This is a genomic window from Saccharothrix luteola, from assembly GCF_020859565.1.
Classification (GTDB): domain Bacteria; phylum Actinomycetota; class Actinomycetes; order Mycobacteriales; family Pseudonocardiaceae; genus Actinosynnema; species Actinosynnema luteola.
Genome location: NZ_JAJHUO010000008.1, coordinates 244,842 through 260,419 on the forward strand (window position 1 = coordinate 244,842; position 15,578 = coordinate 260,419).

Genomic DNA, 15,578 nt, shown 5'->3' on the forward strand with positions numbered 1-15,578 from the left:
CGGGCGTTAACTAGGCTGCACGTCACACGTTGCGGCGAAACAAAGGAGTTCCGTAATGCCTGAGGCCGTGATCGTCTCCACCGCCCGGTCGCCCATCGGGCGCGCGGGCAAGGGCTCGCTCAAGGACGTGCGGGGCGACGACCTGACCGTGCAGGTCCTCAAGGCCGCGCTGGCGAAGGTGCCGCAGCTCGACCCGAACGACATCGACGACCTCATGCTCGGCTGCGGCCTGCCCGGCGGCGAGCAGGGCTTCAACATGGGCCGCGTGGTGTCCGTGCTCGCGGGGTACGACAACGTGCCCGGCACGACGGTGACCCGTTACTGCGCGTCGAGCGTCCAGACGACCCGGATGGCGCTGCACGCGATCAAGGCCGGCGAGGGCGACGTGTTCATCAGCGCGGGCGTGGAGACCGTGTCGAGCTTCGCGCGCGGGTCGTCCGACTCGTGGCCGGGCACGCACAACCCGCTGTTCGCCGACGCGGAGGCCCGCACGGCGGCCGTGGCGGAGTCCGGGGCGCCGGAGTGGGTGGACCCGCGGGTGAACGGGCAGGTGCCCGACATCTACATCGCCATGGGTCAGACGGCGGAGAACCTGGCGCTGGCCAAGGGCGTGACGCGGCAGGAGATGGACGAGTTCGGCGTGCGGTCGCAGAACCTCGCCGAGAAGGCCATCGCCAACGGCTTCTGGGCGCGGGAGATCACGCCCGTGACGCTGCCGGACGGCACGGTCGTGTCGACCGACGACGGCCCGCGGCCCGGCGTGACGATCGAGGGCGTGTCGGGGCTCAAGCCGGTGTTCCGGCCGGACGGCCGCGTGACGGCGGGCAACTGCTGCCCGTTGAACGACGGCGCGGCGGCGCTCGTGATCATGAGCGACGTGAAGGCGAAGGAGCTGGGCATCACGCCGTTGGCGCGGATCGTGTCGACCGGCGTGTCCGGGCTGTCGCCGGAGATCATGGGGCTCGGGCCGGTGGAGGCGTCGAAGCGGGCGTTGGCGCTGGCCGGGATGTCGGTCTCGGACATCGACCTGGTGGAGATCAACGAGGCGTTCGCGGCGCAGGTCATCCCGTCGTACCGGGACCTCGGCATCGACCTGGACCGGCTCAACGTCAACGGCGGCGCGATCGCCGTGGGTCACCCGTTCGGGATGACCGGCGCGCGGATCACCACGACGTTGATCAACTCGCTGCAGTTCCACGACAAGCAGTTCGGCCTGGAGACCATGTGCGTCGGCGGTGGCCAGGGCATGGCGATGGTCGTCGAACGGTTGAGCTGAACCGCGTCACGGATGCCGTTACCCGTCGTCCTACCCTTGAGTAGGGAGGTGTCGGGTGACGATGCCGTACGTGTGGTGGCACAGCGGGTACGACCGGCTGTGCCACGCGTTCGCCGTGGACCAGGCCTCGGAGGCGTACTTCGAGGCGGCCTGCGCCCACTCCGTGCCGCCGGAGCACGTGCTGCGGTCGCGGACCGGGGCGTTGTGCGTGCCGTGCCTGGTCGAGGTCGGTTCGACGATGGAGGACGACCACGCGTGGTGCGGCTGAACGCCCGACCGGCATGTTCTGAGCGTTGAACTCGGGGGTCCTGAACGTAGGACTCTCGGGTCCTGAACGTAGGACACGCGCGAAGGGCGCCGCCGGCGGTGGCCGGGGCGCCCTTCGCGCGTGCGGGTGGTGCTAGTCGTTCTGGAAGTAGGACAGCAGGCGCAGGATCTCCAGGTACAGCCAGACGAGCGTGGTCATCAGGCCGAACGCGGCGAGCCAGGCGTACTTGGCGGGCATCGCGCCGCGGATCATCTCGTTGGCCGCCTCGAAGTCCAGCAGGAAGCTGAACGCCGCGATGCCGATGACCACCAGGCTGAAGATGATCGCCAGGGTGCCGCCGTCGCGCAGGCCCATGTTCACGCCGAACAGGCCCATGACCAGGTTGCCGAGCATGAGCACGACCACGCCGACGGTGGCGCCGATGATCCACTTGGTCAGGCGCGGGGTGACGCGGATCGCACCGGTCTTGTAGACCACGAGCATCGCGCCGAAGACGCCGAACGTGCCCAGGATCGCCTGCCAGGCGATGCCCGGGAAGATCGCCTCGAACACGCCGGTGATGGCGCCGAGGAACACGCCCTCCGCCGCCGAGTAGGCGAGCACCATCGGACCGCTGGGCGTGCGCTTGAAGATGATGATCAGGGCCAGGACCAGCCCGATGAGCATGCCGGGCACGGCGAGCGCGAACGGCGCGACCTGGCCGGAGAGCACCAGCCACGCCGAGACGAACCCGGTGAGGATGGCCACGCCGAGCGTGGTCGCGGTCTTGGTGACCACGTCGTCGATCGTGATGGGGCGCTCGCCGGTGGTCGGCGGCGCGCCCTGGTAGCCGCCGTACTGCTGCGCCTCGTAGGGCTGGCCGAAGCCTGCGTAGTTACCGCCACCGCCGCTGGTCGGCAGGTTGCGGAACGCGGGGTTGCTGGTGGTACGCACCTCGTCCTCCTGTGGCGTGCTGACGCCGTCACGGGGTTCAACGACCACACGAGTCGATCGGTTCCCGTCGGGTAAAAGCGACTTTACTCGGGCTGTCGATCTCGAATCCACACCCCGCGCTGCGGAGCGTAGTCGGCGTTCCACCCCGCTGGTGGCTTGTCGACGTGATCTCGGACCCGTAAGGCTCAGTCCCGGCAGCTCTCACCGACCGGCGACGCCCACCGGCGCGCCCGAGGGGTTCAGGACATCATGGTGTGGAGACGACTCGCCGGCGCGGCGCTCGCGGCCGGTCTGGCCCTGCTCGCCGCACCCGCCGCGGGCGCACAGCCCCCGCTGGTGGAGAAGGGTCCGGGGTACGAGACCGAGGCGCAGGGGTACCGCAACAAGCCGGCGGGCGGCGACTGGCTCGGCGCCTACAAGTGGCGCGGCCAGCTGGTGTGGTGCGTGCAGTACTCGTTGCTCGCGCCGGACAGCAGGGTGGAGTACAAGGAGGGCGACGAGCTGCTCTCCAAGGGCGGCGCACGCCTGTCCGACGACGTGGCGGGCAGCATCTCGTACCTCCTGTTGAGGTACGCGAACACCCAGTCGAATGACGAGGCGGCGGCGCTGGCGCATTTGCTGCACACCTGGACGGCCTACGAGGACCCCGCCAAGGGCATCTCCCTCGACCCGAACAGCGACTTCCGGCACATCGCCTACAACGCGGACTTCCACTTCCGGCAGCTCGGGCGCTTCGGCCAGGCCCAGCAGGCCGTGAAGCGGCTGGAGGAGGAGGCCGCGGCCAACCGCGGCCCGTGGACGGCCAAGGTGAGCGCTCCGACCAAGGAGCAGGTCATCGGCACGCCCGACACGTGGGTGGTGGACATCACCAAGACCGACGGCGCGCAGGTGGCCGGCGCGCCGGTGAGCGTGGAGCTGGCCGACGCGACGCTGGAGTCCGGCGCCGCCACCGGGGAGCTCACCACCTCCACCGACGGCAAGGCGCTGGCGGTGCAGGTCGTGCCGACCGGTCCCAACCCGTCGGTCACGGTGAAGCTGGACAGCCCGGCCGACCGGCCCAAGGTCCACGTGCCCGCTGACAACGACATGCAGCGGATCGTCACCACCGGCGGCGAGAAGAAGCTGACCGCGAACGCGTCGACCACCGCGAAGACCGCGCCGGGCGCGGTGAAGGTCGCCAAGACCGACGCCGAGACCGGCAAGGCGATCGCCGGCGTGGCGCTGAAGGTGACCGGGGCCGACGGCCAGACGCCCGCGAAGCGGCAGGACGACACCGCCCTGACCGGGCCCGAGGGCACGCCGGTCGTGCTCCAGACCGCCGCCGACGGCACCGCGGCCGTGCCCGACCTGCGCACGCCGCAGGAGATCTGCGTGGTCGAGGTCGCGCCGGTCAAGGGCTACGAGGAGTTCTTCGACCCCAACGCGCCGCCCAAGGTGTGCGGGACGGTCGAGGCGGGCCAGACGCTGGCGCTGGCGTTGACCAACAAACCGGACAAACCGGTCGTCCCGATCACGATCGCCGCCGGTTCCCAGGGCGCCGGCGTGGTCGCGAAGGCCGCGTACACCACCGAGGTGTCGGCCGGCGCGCTGGTCGGGTTCGGCGGCGTGGTCCTGATCGGCGCGACGCTGGTCGGCCTGCTCGTGCGGCGACGGGCGACCGCCCGCCGGTGAGGTCCACGTCCGTGATGAAGGCTCTGCTGACGGGCGCGGCGGTGGCGGCTCTGCTCGCCTCCGCCGCGCTCGTCGCCACCCGGCCGCCGGACGTCGTGGCGGCCGGCCTGCCGATCCCCGGTGACGCGGTCGTGCCGCACCCGTTGGGCGACAGCGCGCGCTCCGGGCGCGGCGTCGACCTGGCGGGCATGCCGGCCGGCGCGAACCCGCCCGCGTCACCTCCGCCGGCCACGACCACCACCACGGCTCCCCCGCCGCCCGCCGAACCGCCCAAGCAGCAGCCGGGGACCGTGCGGCTGCCCGAGGGCGGGTTGGCGACCCTGGTGCGCGAGGAGGTCACCGCGGACGGCGCGCTGCCGATCCCGGAGGGCGTCGGCGAGGCCACGTGGTGGGGCGTGGACCTCGGCGCGGCGGAGGGCGCGACGGTGCTGGCCGGGCACGTGGACTGGAAGGGCGTGACCGGGCCGTTCGACGAGCTGTGGCGCATGGCGGTCGGGCAGGAGGTGACCGTGGTCGACACGGCGGGCCGGGCGTTCCGGTTCCGGGTCAGCCGGGTCGAGGCGGTCCGCAAGGACGCCCTGCCGTCGCGGGCGGTCGAGCTGTTCGGTCCGCGCGGCGGGCACCGGCTGGTGCTGGTGACGTGCGGCGGGCGGTGGGTCGGCGGCGACACCGGCTACGAGGAGAACCAGGTCGTCACCGCCACACCCGTGTCGTGACGCGGCCACGCTTGGTAGTCACGTCACGAAGAGGCAACCTCCGGCTACTTCCCGTCGTCCTGTGGTTGTGAAGCGATGGGGCTGGCTGAGCACGGGCGTCGCGCTGGCACTCACCCTGGTGGTGCTGGCCGTCCTGGGAGCCCGCGAACCCAGACCGGGCAACGTCGCGGGCGACCTGGCCGCGCCGCTGCCGATGGCGCCGCGCGCGACCAGCAGCACCAGCGCCGCCGCCGCGCCCGCCGTGCCCGCCGCGGCGTCACCCCCGGCGTGGATGCGGCGCATGCAGCCCGGCGAGAAGCCGCCGCAGTTCGTGCTGTTCTCGTTCGACGGCGCCGCGTCCAAACCGCACTGGGACCGGATCATGCCGATCGCCAAGCAGGCGAACGCGCACGTCACCGGCCTGTTGTCGGGCGTGTACCTGGTGCCGGACGAGGACGGCCGCACCTACACCGGCCCCGGGCACCGGCCGGGCTACTCCTCCATCGGGTTCGGCGGCAGCCGCGCGGACGTGGACCTGCGCATCGGCTACCTCAACGCGGCCATCGACGCGGGCCACGAGATCGGCACGCACTACAACGGCCACTACTGCCTCGGCGACGAGCCCAACGTCGGCACCTGGAACACCGACCAGTGGAACCGGGAGCTCGACCAGTTCTTCGCGATCGTGGAGAAGGCGAGGCAGCGCGGGTTCAAGCTGGACCCGGCGGCCGTGCGCGGCGGGCGCACGCCCTGCCTGGAGGGCCAGTGGGGCCAGGCGTTCCCGGCGATGCTCGGTCACGGCCTGGCCTACGACACCAGCCACGTGAGCCTCGGGGTGGTGTGGCCGTTCGTGCACGAGGGCATGTGGGAGTTCCCCATGCCGGAGGTGCGCGTGCCCGCGCTGGGCAAGCAGGTCGTGATGATGGACTTCAACCTCTGGTTCGCGCTCAACGGCGCCAAGGAGGAGCCCGACAAGGCCGGTGACTACACCCGGATCGTGCTGGACACGTACCGCTCGGTGTACCAGTCGGCGGTCAACGGCAACCGCGCGCCGATCGTGATCGGCAACCACTTCAACGAGTGGGCCGGCGGCGCGTTCAGCAACGCGGTGGAGGGGTTCCTCGCCGAGGTGTGCGTCAAGCCCGAAACGGTGTGCGCCACCTACACGGAGGTGATCCAGTGGATGCAGTTGCAAGATCCGGTGGTGCTGGAACAGTTGAGGCGCATACCCGCCGCGCGGAACTGGAACTAGCGCGGTAGCCGCCGCAAGCTCTACGGTGGGTTACCGCCGCCCCACGGAGAAGCACCACCCATCCGAGGAGTAGAGCGCATGACCACCGAGCCCGAGAAGCGCACCTGGGTCAAGCCCGATTTCCGGGACGTCGACACCCCCATGGAAGTCACCGCTTACGCCGCTCGCAGTTGAGCCCGCCGCCGCGTCCCGCCGGCCGCGCGTCGGCGGGCGCGGCGCCCGCGTACCGAGAGGTGCCCGCCGCCGTGCCCACTCCCGAGTCGTCCGGCTCGACGTTGACGCCGGACGAGTTCACCGCGCGCCTGCGCGCCCTGGCACCCCGCTACTGGGACCGCCACCCCTTCCACCTCCGGCTGCACGAGGGCCGGTTGAGCAAGCACGAACTGCAGCTCTGGGCGGCCAACCGCTGGTACTACCAGCAGGCGATCCCGCGCAAGGACGCCGCGATCCTGGCCAACTGCCCCGACGTCGAGGTCCGGCGGGCGTGGCGGGAGCGGATCGTCTGGCACGACGGCGGCGGACCGGGCGAGGGCGGTGCGGAGAACTGGCTGCGCCTGGCGGAGGCCGTCGGGCTGACCCGCGAGGAGGTGCTGGACGAGCGGCACGTGCTGCCGGGCGTGCGGTTCGCCGTGGACGCCTACGTGACGTTCGCCCGCACGCGCCCGTGGGTGGAGGCGGTGGCGTCCGGGCTGACCGAGATGTTCTCCCGCGGGCTGATGGCGCGCCGGCTGGTGGACATGCGCGAGCACTACCCGTGGATCGCCGAGGAGGGCTTCGCGTACTTCACCGCCCGGCTCAAGGTGATCGCCGACGAAGGGAAGTCCACTGTGGACATCGTGGTGCGCAACTGCCGCACGCGCGAGCAGCAGGAGGCGGCGGTCGCCGCGCTGGCGTTCAAGTGCGACGTGCTGCGAGCGGTGCTGGACGCCGTGGACTACTACTCGTGATCGGCCTGGACGCGGTGCCGCGCCTGCGCCGGGGCGTGAAGACGGCGTACGACGAGACGCGGGACAGCCACGTGGTGCTGTTCCCGGAAGGCGTGCTGGTGCTCAACGAGACCGCGGCGGCGGTGGTCGCGCTGTGCGACGGGCGCACGTCCGTCGAGGGCATCGCGCGCCGGCTGACCGAGGAGTTCGACGGGGTGGAGGCGGACGACGTGGCCGAGCTCGTCGCACGGCTGGTGGCGCGCCGGGTGGTGGACGTCGATGGCTGAGGCGCCGTTCGGGCTGCTCGCCGAGCTGACCCACCGGTGCCCGCTGCGCTGCGGGTACTGCTCCAACCCGGTCGACCTGGTCGGGAGGGGTGACGAGCTGGACACCGCGTCGTGGCGCGAGGTGTTCGACCAGGCCCGCGCGTTGGGCGTGCTCCAGGTCCACCTGTCCGGCGGCGAGCCGTTGGCGCGCAAGGACCTGCCGGAGCTGGTCGAGCACGCGGCCGGGCTCGGCTGCTACGTGAACCTGGTGACCAGCGGGCTCGGGCTGACCCCCGAGCGGCTCGCGGGGTTGCGCGGTGTCGACCACGTGCAGCTGTCCGTGCAGGACGCGAGCGAGGCCGGTGCGAACCGGATCGCCGGGGTGAAGGCGTTCGAGCCGAAGCTCCGCGCCGCCGAGGCGATCCGGGACGCGGGGCTGCCGCTGACCGTGAACGTGGTGCTGCACCGGCTCAACCTCGACCACGTGGGCGAGATCGTCGCGCTCGCGGAGCGCATGGGGGCGGACCGGTTGGAGCTGGCCAACACCCAGTACTACGGCTGGGCGCTGCGCAACCGGGCCGCGCTGCTGCCGACGAGGGAGCAGCTGGCGCGGGCGGGTGAGGTGGTGGCCGCCGCGCAGGCGCGGTCGGCGATGGAGATCGTGTACGTGATCGCCGACTACCACGAGGCGCACCCGAAGCCGTGCATGCACGGGTGGGGGGCGCGGCAGCTGACCGTGGCGCCGAACGGCGACGTGCTGCCGTGCCCGGCGGCCGGGGTGATCGACGGGCTCGGGGTGGAGAACGTGAAGGACCGGTCGTTGGCCGACATCTGGCACACCTCGCCCGCGTTCACCGCGTTCCGGGGCTTCGACTGGATGCGCGACCCGTGCCGTTCGTGCGCGCGCCGTGAGCTGGACTTCGGCGGGTGCCGCTGCCAGGCGTTCCAGCTGACGGGCGACGCGTCGGCGACCGACCCGGTGTGCACGCTCTCGCCGCACCGGGGCTTGGTCGACCTGATCCTGGCCGGCCCTCCCGCCGACGTGGAGCACCGGGCGGTCGTGCGGTGAAGGTGCGGGTCGCGGACACGGCGGTCTCGGACACGCCCGCCTCGGACGTCTCGGACACGGCGAGCGCGGGCACTGCGGGCGCGCTCCGCAGGGGTCCTCGCCCAGGGGACCCCTGCTTTTATTCTGCCCCAGGGGTACGACAATTTCGGGCACTTCCGCGGGCGCGGACCGCGCCCGGCCGGCGAGAAGCGGGCAGGTGAGCGGTGAAGGTCGTGGTCCTCGGGACGGCCGCCGGGGGTGGGGTGCCGCAGTGGAACTGCGCGTGCGGGCCGTGCGGGGCGGTGCGGGCCGGTCGGTTGCCGGTGCGCACGCAGGACGCGGTGGCGGTGAGCGCGAACGGCGTGGACTGGTGGTTGGTCAACGCCTCGCCGGACATCGGCGCGCAGCTCGCCGCGACGCCCGAGCTCGCGCCCGGCCCCGGCCCGCGGGACACGCCGGTGCGCGGGGTGCTGTTCACCGACGCCGAGCTGGACCACACGCTGGGCTTGGCGGTGCTGCGCGGCGCGCCGGGGTTGCGGGTCCACGCGCCCGCGACCGTGCTGCACGCCCTCGCGCCCACGCGTGCCGTGCTGGCCACGTACGGCGAGTGCTCGTGGCGGCAGGTGGAGCCGGAGCAGGCGGTCGTGCTCGCGGGTGGGCTGGAGGTCACCGCGTTCCCGGTGAGCGGCAAGCGCCCGCGCTACGCCGTCGACTCGCCGGTGGCGGGCCACTGGGTGGTGGCCTACCGGTTCCACGACCCGGCCACCGGCGGGGTGCTGCTGTACGCGCCGTGCCTGGCGTCCTGGCCGTCCGGGTTCGACGCGTTGGTGGCGGAGGCCGACGTCGTGCTGCTGGACGGCACGTTCTACGCGCCGTCGGAGATGGGCGCGGCCACCGGCAGGCCGAGCGGGCAGGCCGCGATGGGCCACCTGCCGATCGCGCACAGCCTGCCGGAGCTGCGCGGGCACCCGGCGACCAGGCGGATCTACACCCACCTCAACAACACCAACCCGGTGCTGGACCCGGCGTCGCCGGAGCACGCGAAGATCGCCGAGGCGGGCGTGGAGGTCGTCGCGGACGGGACCGTGATCGATCTGTAGATCGCATTGGGGGGTTAAACCCACCGATTTGCCGGGGGTCAGCCGGAAGAATCGGCGCCATGACGGACCGCGACCTGGTACGCGCCGCCCGCACCCGGCTGACGCAGGCCGGACTGGGGCTGGCCCGGACGCCGCTGTGCGTGGCGGGGCTGCTGCTGATCCCGCTCCAGCTCTACGCCTACCCGCTGATCCTGGTGACCATCGGCGTGCCGCTGCTGCTGGTGTTCACCGCGCTGGCCCGCCGCTACACCGGCTTCTTCCGCTGGTGGGCCTCGCGGGTGCTGGAGGTGGAGATCCCGGCGCCGTACCGGGTCCCCGCGAACCGCGGCCCGATGACCAGGGTCCGCACCATCGCCACCGACCCGGCGACGTGGCGCGACCTGGCGTTCCTGCCCGTCAACGCGATCCTCGGGATCCTCTGCGGCGTGCTGCCGGTCGCGTTCTGGATCAACGGCGTGCTGGGCTTCGTGGTGCCGCTGATCTGGCTCGACCACGGGGACGTCGAGTACGTCCTGATCGACAACAAGACGCCCGGCAACTTCGTGCTCGCGCCGCTGCTCGGCATCGCCTTCCTGGTGCTGGCGTGGTGGGCCACGCCCCGCGCCGCCCGGCTGCACGCGACCGTCGCCAAGCGGCTGCTCGCGCCCAGCGCGACCGCCGCCCTCACCGACCGGGTGCGCGTGCTGTCCGACTCGCGGGCCGACACGGTCGACGCGCAGGCCGCCGAGCTGCGCCGGATCGAACGGGACCTGCACGACGGCGCGCAGGCCAGGCTGGTCGCGCTCGGGCTGAGCCTCGGCATGGCCGAGGAGCTGCTGGCCCAGGACCCCCGGGCGGCGCAGGAGCTGCTGGCCGAGGCGCGCCAGTCGTCCTCCCAGGCGTTGGCCGAGCTGCGGGACCTGGTGCGCGGCATCCACCCGCCGGTGCTGGCCGACCGCGGGCTGGACGGCGCGCTGCGCGCGTTGGCGCTGGCGCACCCGCTGCCGGTGGAGGTCGACCTGGAGCTGACCGGCCGGCCGGAGGCGCCGGTCGAGTCGGCCGCGTACTTCGCGGTGGCCGAGACGCTGACGAACGTGGCCAAGCACAGCGGGGCGACGAGCGCGTGGGTGCGGGTGCGGCACGACGACGGCCGGTTGTCGTTGATGATCGGGGACAACGGGCGCGGCGGCGCGGAGCCGTCGGAGAACGGTGGGTTGCGCGGGATCGAGCGCCGGCTCGCGGCGTTCGACGGCACACTCGGCATCGCGAGCCCGGTGGGCGGGCCGACCATCGTGACCATGGAGCTGCCGTGCGAGTTGTCCTCGGTGAAGACCTCGTCCTCCTCCGGGACGGGCTGATCCGGCTCCTGGAGGCCTACGACTTCGACGTGGTCGAGGCGGTCGACTCCGGTCCCGCCCTGCTCAAGGCCCTGGTCGACCACCGCCCGGACGTGGCGGTGGTCGACGTCCGGCTGCCCCCGACGTTCACCGACGAGGGGCTGCGGGCCGCGATCGAGGCCCGCAAGCGGGTGCCCGGCCTGCCGGTCCTGGTGCTCTCGCAGTACGTGGAGCAGCTCTACGCGCGGGAACTGCTGTCCGACCGGGGTGGCGCGGTGGGATACCTGCTCAAGGACCGGGTGTCGGACGTCAAGCAGTTCGTGGACGCCATTCGCCGGGTCGCCGCGGGCGGCACCGCGATGGACCCCGAGGTCATCGACCAACTGCTCGCGCGCGGCGCTCGCGACCAGCCGCTGACCACGTTGACGCCGCGTGAGCGGGAAGTGCTGTCGTTGATGGCGGAGGGCCGTTCGAACGGCGCGATCGCGGGCCGGCTGTTCGTCACCGAGAAAGCGGTCGGCAAACACATCGCGAACATCTTCGGCAAGTTGGACCTGCCGATGTCCGAGGACGACAACCGGCGCGTGCTCGCCGTGCTGGCCTATTTGGACCGGGTGTAAATCGTTTCTTAGGCTAAGTACCATCTTGGTTTCACGACGACCAGGGGGTGCGCATGGGCACGACGGCGGAGTTGGCCGACGAACTGCTCGACCTGATGTTCTCGCGGGCGCCGTTGGGCGCGACCGTCTACGGCGTGCCGGGGTACGACCACCTGCTCGCCGACCACCGGGTGGAGGCGGGGGAATCCGCGCGGGCGCGGGCGGTGGACATCGCGGACCGGGCGCGCGCCCTGCCCGCGGACGACGACCCGGTGACGCGTGCGGTGGTCGTGCAGCAGGCCGAGGCGCTCGTGGACGAGATCGACGCGCTCGGCGTCGAGTACACGATCACCGACTCGTTCTTCGCGCCCGCGGGCGAGTTGCTGTCGGTCCTGCCGACGACCGTGCTGTCCGGGCCGGACTCCGAGCGGGCCTACCTGGACCGGCTCGCCGCGATCCCCGACTTCCTGCGCCGGCTCGCCGAACGGCAGCTCGCCGGCGCGGCGGCGGGCCGCACGCCCGTCCAGCGCCTCGTGGACGCCGCCGTGGCGCACCTGGACCGCTACCTGGCCGCCGACGAGGACCCGCTGGCCCGCCCGACCGGCGGTGAGGCGTTCGACGCCGAGCGCGAGCGCCTGCTGGCCGAGGTGGTGCACCCGGCGCTCGCCGCCTACCGGGACGTGATCTCGGGCATCGAGGGCCGCCCGGACGACCGGGTCGGCCTGTGCGCGCTGCCGGGTGGCGAGGCGATGTACGCGGCGCTCACGCGGATCCAGACCACGACCGACCGCACCCCCGAGGAGCTGCACCGGACCGGCCTGGACGTGATGGCGGGCCTGGCGCGGGAGTACGCCGAGCTCGGGCAGAGGGTGTTCGGCACCTCCGACGTGGCCGAGGTGCTCCAGCGCATGCGCACCGACCCCGACCTGCGCTGGAACACCGAGGACGAGCTGATCACCGCCGCGCGCGAGGCCGTGGCCAGGGCGGAGCGGGCCGCGCCGCGCTGGTTCGGCCGGGTGCCCGAGCAGCGCTGCCAGGTCGAGCCGGTGCCCGCGGCCGACGCGCCGGGCGCGCCGATCGCCTACTACTCGGCGCCGACGCCGGACGGGCTGCGGCACGGCACGTACTACGCGAACACCCACCGGGTCGAGGAGCGGTTCCGCTACCAGGCCGAGGCGATCGCGTTCCACGAGGCCGTGCCCGGGCACCACTTCCAGATCACGCTGGCGCAGCAGCTCACCGAGCTGCCGGTGCTGCGGCGGGTCGCGCACATCACCGCGTACCTGGAGGGCTGGGGGCTCTACACCGAGCGGCTGGCCGACGAGATGGGCCTGTACTCCGGCGACGTGGCGCGGCTCGGGATGCTGGCGATGGACTCGATGCGGGCCGGCCGGCTCGTCGCGGACACGGGTCTGCACGCGCACGGGTGGAGCCGCGCGCAGGCCGTCGAGTACCTGCGCGAGAACACGCCGCTGGCGCTGGTCGAGATCGAGAACGAGGTCGACCGCTACATCGCCGCGCCGGGCCAGGCGCTGGCGTACATGGTCGGCCGGCTGGAGATCCTGCGGATCCGGGCGGCGGCCGAGGAGGCGTTGGGCGAGCGCTTCGACATCCGCGAGTTCCACGACGTGCTGCTCGGCGGCGGGCCGCTGCCGCTCGCGGTGTTGGCCGACGTCGTCGCGGAATGGGCGCGCGACCGCTGAACCGGCGCGAGTCATCCGGCACGAGTCATCCGATCGGACTCCGCGACTCATCCGATGCGGTATGCCTGTTCACGGCGCCGCACCGCGTTCGCGGGTCCGATCGGGTGACCCGATGCCGGCTCGATGCCGACCGGCACGACGCACCGTTTTGGGTTCACCCGGCAGATGGGTGAAGTCGCTCTGGCGCCGAACGTGCCCCCGACGGGATTCGAACCCGTACTGTGACTCTTTTAAGGAGCCTGCCTCTACCGGTTGGGCTACGGGGGCAGCGGGGAGCCTAAGCGGTTACCGAGCGTTCGTGGGGCTACTTCAGAAGAAGTCGCCCGCACGGCTCAATGCGATCCGCTATTGCGCTCATTCGGGTAATGGCCCCAAGGCGCTCAGACCGAGTACGACTTCGTGATAAGCATCACAGCCGAGTGCTTGTTCGACGAGCTCATCCCGCAATGCTGCGGTGAAGCCGATACCAAAACCCATTGCCGTAGCAACCAGATAAGCCGTTTGGGACAGGTGTCCTACGTCCATTTGCACAACGCGGTAAGCACGTGACGTGTCGTAACGCCATCTGGTCCGTTCGAGTACTCCCGTGTACGCGAGGACCAACGGCGCCTGCCCGACCCAGTCCTGGTCACCCGCCGCGGCGGTCATCTCGGCCGGCCCCCACGTCACCCCGATCGGCTCCAGCGCGTGCGCGAGCCCGTCGTAGTGGTACCAGCCCGGCTCCAACGCCTCGACACCACGCACGTGCGCGTACAGCTCGACCGGGTGCCGGCCGCCGCCGGACGGGCTGGTCTTGAACACCGTGCCGGACCGCCCGATCCGCGGTCGCGCGGGCGACGGGCCGGCCAGCACCGCCAGCAGTTCGGCGACCCGCGTCAACGACATCGGCCCCGGCCCGAACCCGCGGGTCGTGCGGCGGGCCAGCAGCACGTCGAGCAGCCCCGCCGACGCCCACCTCGACGTGCCGTCCAGGCGCGGCAGCAGCACGGCGGTGCGCCCGAGGCTGCGGAACGGCGCGGGCGGCGGTTCGGCGGTCAGCTTGGCGTCCAGCACGGCGTCGTGCTCCTCCGTGCCCTGGTACGGCGCGTCGGCGAGGGTGCGGCTGGCGAAGTGGAAGTGCCGGGCCGACGTGCCCCAGTCGCGCCAGCCGGCGAGCAGCCGCCGTTCCCGCTCGTGCTCGGGCGAGCCCTCCACGATCAGCACACCGGCTTCGAGGAGCTCCTCGATCACCTTGCGCAGCGCCACCCGGTCGTCCTCGGCCAGCGGCGCGAGCAGCGCGTCGACGTCGGTGAACCCGGTGAACTTGCGGCACAGCAGCTCGGCGGTCTCGCTGATGGCGAACTGGCGGTGGTTGAGGTAGTCGTCCCACACCACGGCGCCGTCGGAGTAGAACAGCGTCGCGTGCTCAGCGACCTTTGCCCGCACCCAGCAGCTCCTTGAAGCGCGTCGCCACCCAGTCGTGCACGGCGTCGGACACCCGCGAGTCCTGCGCCCGGTGCTCGAACCACCGCCAGTCGCAGTTGACGTTGACCTCCAGGAACACGTGGTCCCCGCCTGAGACCAGCAGGTCGAACGCGGCCACCTGGAGCCGCCAGTGCCTGGCCAGCGCGAGCAGCCGGTCGGTCAGCCCGCTCGGCACGTCGACGGGCGTGACGCGGACCGCCTCGGGGTCGACCCACAGCTGCGCCGGGTCGAGCTTGTCGACCTGGAACGCCAGGCACCGCTCGCCGACCACGAACACGCGCACCTCGGTGTCGGAGGGCACGTACTCCTGCACGATCACCGGCGCGGACTCGGGCACGTCACCGGACCGGCTGGTCTCGAGCGGGCGCGGGAACAGGCCGTGCTGCATGCCCGGGCGCGGTTCCAGCAGGTGGCGGCCGGAGGTCTTGACGATGCACCGCCCGCCGCCGGGCCGGGTGCGGCCGGGTCGGGTGGTGACCGTGGTGCGCGGCACCTTCAGGCCGAACGCGGCGGCGTCGGCGAGCTGGGTGAGCCGGTTGAGGTGGGAGGTGTTGCGGCTGGGGTTGACGTGCGCCCAGTCGCCGCGGCTGGACAGCCAGTCGGCGACCGCGCCCCACTGGTCCACGGCGTACGCGCCGGCCAGCGTGCCGGGTTCCAGCGGCAGGGCGGTCAGCTCGAAGTGCCTGCGCCACACCAGCAGCGGGCGCAGCAGCCAGCGGTCGAGCTCCAGCAGCGGCTGGTCGGTGTAGACGGTGAGCGGCAGGTCGACCGAGCGGTCGGCGTCGATGCGGGCCATCCGGATGCCGCGTTCGGCGAGCGCGATGGAGAGCTCGTTCATCTCCATGTCGGCGGCCCGGGCGAGGACCAGCACGCAGGGCACGGGGCTGCCGTCGCCCTCGTCCACCATGCCGAGGCGGTGGACCTGCTCCTGGAAGTCCAGGCACTTGGGTTGCGACCGGAAGAGGTAGTCCTGGCCTTGGAGCAATAGCGGGGTGGGTTTCGCCGGTCTGGCGGCCTCGGGTGGGGGGACGGTCTCGTTCCCCCACCCGGAGACGGTCATG

16 protein-coding genes and 1 tRNA gene are annotated in these 15,578 nt (G+C 72.2%); 13 read left to right on the plus strand and 4 right to left on the minus strand.

Annotation, left to right across the window (positions count from 1 at the left end; genetic code table 11):
* Positions 1-55 precede the first annotated feature (55 nt).
* Both LNK82_RS13950 and LNK82_RS13955 read left to right on the plus strand, forming a co-directional pair.
* The gene (locus LNK82_RS13950) at positions 56-1,276 is read left to right on the plus strand and encodes an acetyl-CoA C-acetyltransferase (protein ID WP_230567381.1); all 1,221 of its coding nucleotides are present in this window, start codon (positions 56-58) and stop codon (positions 1,274-1,276) included.
* Between the two features lie 55 nt (positions 1,277-1,331).
* Positions 1,332-1,544: a hypothetical protein gene (locus LNK82_RS13955; RefSeq protein ID WP_230567382.1), complete on the plus strand. Its 213-nt coding sequence runs from the start codon at positions 1,332-1,334 to the stop codon at positions 1,542-1,544.
* Positions 1,545-1,676: 132 nt separating this feature from the next.
* On the opposite strand, the gene LNK82_RS13960 is transcribed toward LNK82_RS13955, so the two are convergent.
* Positions 1,677-2,477 carry a Bax inhibitor-1/YccA family protein gene (locus LNK82_RS13960; protein WP_230567383.1) on the minus strand — a complete coding sequence of 267 codons (801 nt, stop codon included), beginning with the start codon at positions 2,475-2,477 and terminating at the stop codon, positions 1,677-1,679.
* Positions 2,478-2,726: 249 nt separating this feature from the next.
* Between LNK82_RS13960 and LNK82_RS13965 the strand changes: the two genes are divergently transcribed.
* From LNK82_RS13965 to LNK82_RS14015, 11 genes are all read left to right on the plus strand, one after another.
* Positions 2,727-4,148, plus strand: a complete 1,422-nt coding sequence (locus LNK82_RS13965) for an MSCRAMM family protein (RefSeq protein ID WP_230567384.1) — start codon at positions 2,727-2,729, stop codon at positions 4,146-4,148.
* 14 nt (positions 4,149-4,162) lie between these two features.
* Positions 4,163-4,864, plus strand: a complete 702-nt coding sequence (locus tag LNK82_RS13970; protein ID WP_230567385.1) for a class F sortase — start codon at positions 4,163-4,165, stop codon at positions 4,862-4,864.
* Positions 4,865-4,925: 61 nt separating this feature from the next.
* Entirely contained in the window at positions 4,926-6,095 is a 1,170-nt protein-coding gene (locus tag LNK82_RS13975; RefSeq protein ID WP_230567386.1) for a polysaccharide deacetylase family protein, read from the plus strand.
* A 78-nt stretch (positions 6,096-6,173) separates the two neighbouring features.
* The gene (gene pqqA / locus LNK82_RS13980) at positions 6,174-6,269 is read left to right on the plus strand and encodes a pyrroloquinoline quinone precursor peptide PqqA (protein WP_077008179.1); all 96 of its coding nucleotides are present in this window, start codon (positions 6,174-6,176) and stop codon (positions 6,267-6,269) included.
* 101 nt (positions 6,270-6,370) lie between these two features.
* Positions 6,371-7,042, plus strand: a complete 672-nt coding sequence (pqqC, locus tag LNK82_RS13985) for a pyrroloquinoline-quinone synthase PqqC (protein ID WP_268996393.1) — start codon at positions 6,371-6,373, stop codon at positions 7,040-7,042.
* Positions 7,039-7,308 carry a pyrroloquinoline quinone biosynthesis peptide chaperone PqqD gene (gene pqqD / locus LNK82_RS13990; protein WP_230567387.1) on the plus strand — a complete coding sequence of 90 codons (270 nt, stop codon included), beginning with the start codon at positions 7,039-7,041 and terminating at the stop codon, positions 7,306-7,308. Before pqqC ends, pqqD begins: the two co-directional genes overlap by 4 nt.
* A complete protein-coding gene (gene pqqE / locus LNK82_RS13995) occupies positions 7,301-8,356 on the plus strand; it encodes a pyrroloquinoline quinone biosynthesis protein PqqE (protein WP_230567388.1) in 1,056 nt (351 codons plus the stop codon). The genes pqqD and pqqE overlap by 8 nt, the downstream gene beginning before the upstream one ends.
* Positions 8,357-8,559: 203 nt before the next feature.
* Complete coding sequence (gene pqqB / locus LNK82_RS14000; RefSeq protein ID WP_230567389.1) at positions 8,560-9,435, plus strand: pyrroloquinoline quinone biosynthesis protein PqqB; 876 nt, start codon at positions 8,560-8,562, stop codon at positions 9,433-9,435.
* Between the two features lie 59 nt (positions 9,436-9,494).
* Positions 9,495-10,772: a sensor histidine kinase gene (locus LNK82_RS14005; RefSeq protein WP_230567390.1), complete on the plus strand. Its 1,278-nt coding sequence runs from the start codon at positions 9,495-9,497 to the stop codon at positions 10,770-10,772.
* The gene (locus LNK82_RS14010) at positions 10,724-11,371 is read left to right on the plus strand and encodes a LuxR C-terminal-related transcriptional regulator (RefSeq protein WP_230567391.1); all 648 of its coding nucleotides are present in this window, start codon (positions 10,724-10,726) and stop codon (positions 11,369-11,371) included. The genes LNK82_RS14005 and LNK82_RS14010 overlap by 49 nt, the downstream gene beginning before the upstream one ends.
* Before the next feature lie 53 nt (positions 11,372-11,424).
* Positions 11,425-13,053 carry a DUF885 domain-containing protein gene (locus LNK82_RS14015; protein WP_230567392.1) on the plus strand — a complete coding sequence of 543 codons (1,629 nt, stop codon included), beginning with the start codon at positions 11,425-11,427 and terminating at the stop codon, positions 13,051-13,053.
* A 193-nt stretch (positions 13,054-13,246) separates the two neighbouring features.
* Here LNK82_RS14015 and LNK82_RS14020 read toward each other — a convergent pair.
* From LNK82_RS14020 to LNK82_RS14030, 3 genes are all read right to left on the minus strand, one after another.
* A tRNA-Leu gene (locus tag LNK82_RS14020) sits at positions 13,247-13,320 on the minus strand.
* An 87-nt stretch (positions 13,321-13,407) separates the two neighbouring features.
* On the minus strand, positions 13,408-14,478 hold the full coding sequence (locus tag LNK82_RS14025; protein WP_230567393.1) for a SagB family peptide dehydrogenase: 1,071 nt from the start codon (positions 14,476-14,478) through the stop codon (positions 13,408-13,410).
* Positions 14,459-15,577: an ATP-grasp domain-containing protein gene (locus LNK82_RS14030; RefSeq protein WP_230567394.1), complete on the minus strand. Its 1,119-nt coding sequence runs from the start codon at positions 15,575-15,577 to the stop codon at positions 14,459-14,461. The genes LNK82_RS14025 and LNK82_RS14030 overlap by 20 nt, the downstream gene beginning before the upstream one ends.
* Between the last annotated feature and the right edge of the window lies 1 nt (position 15,578).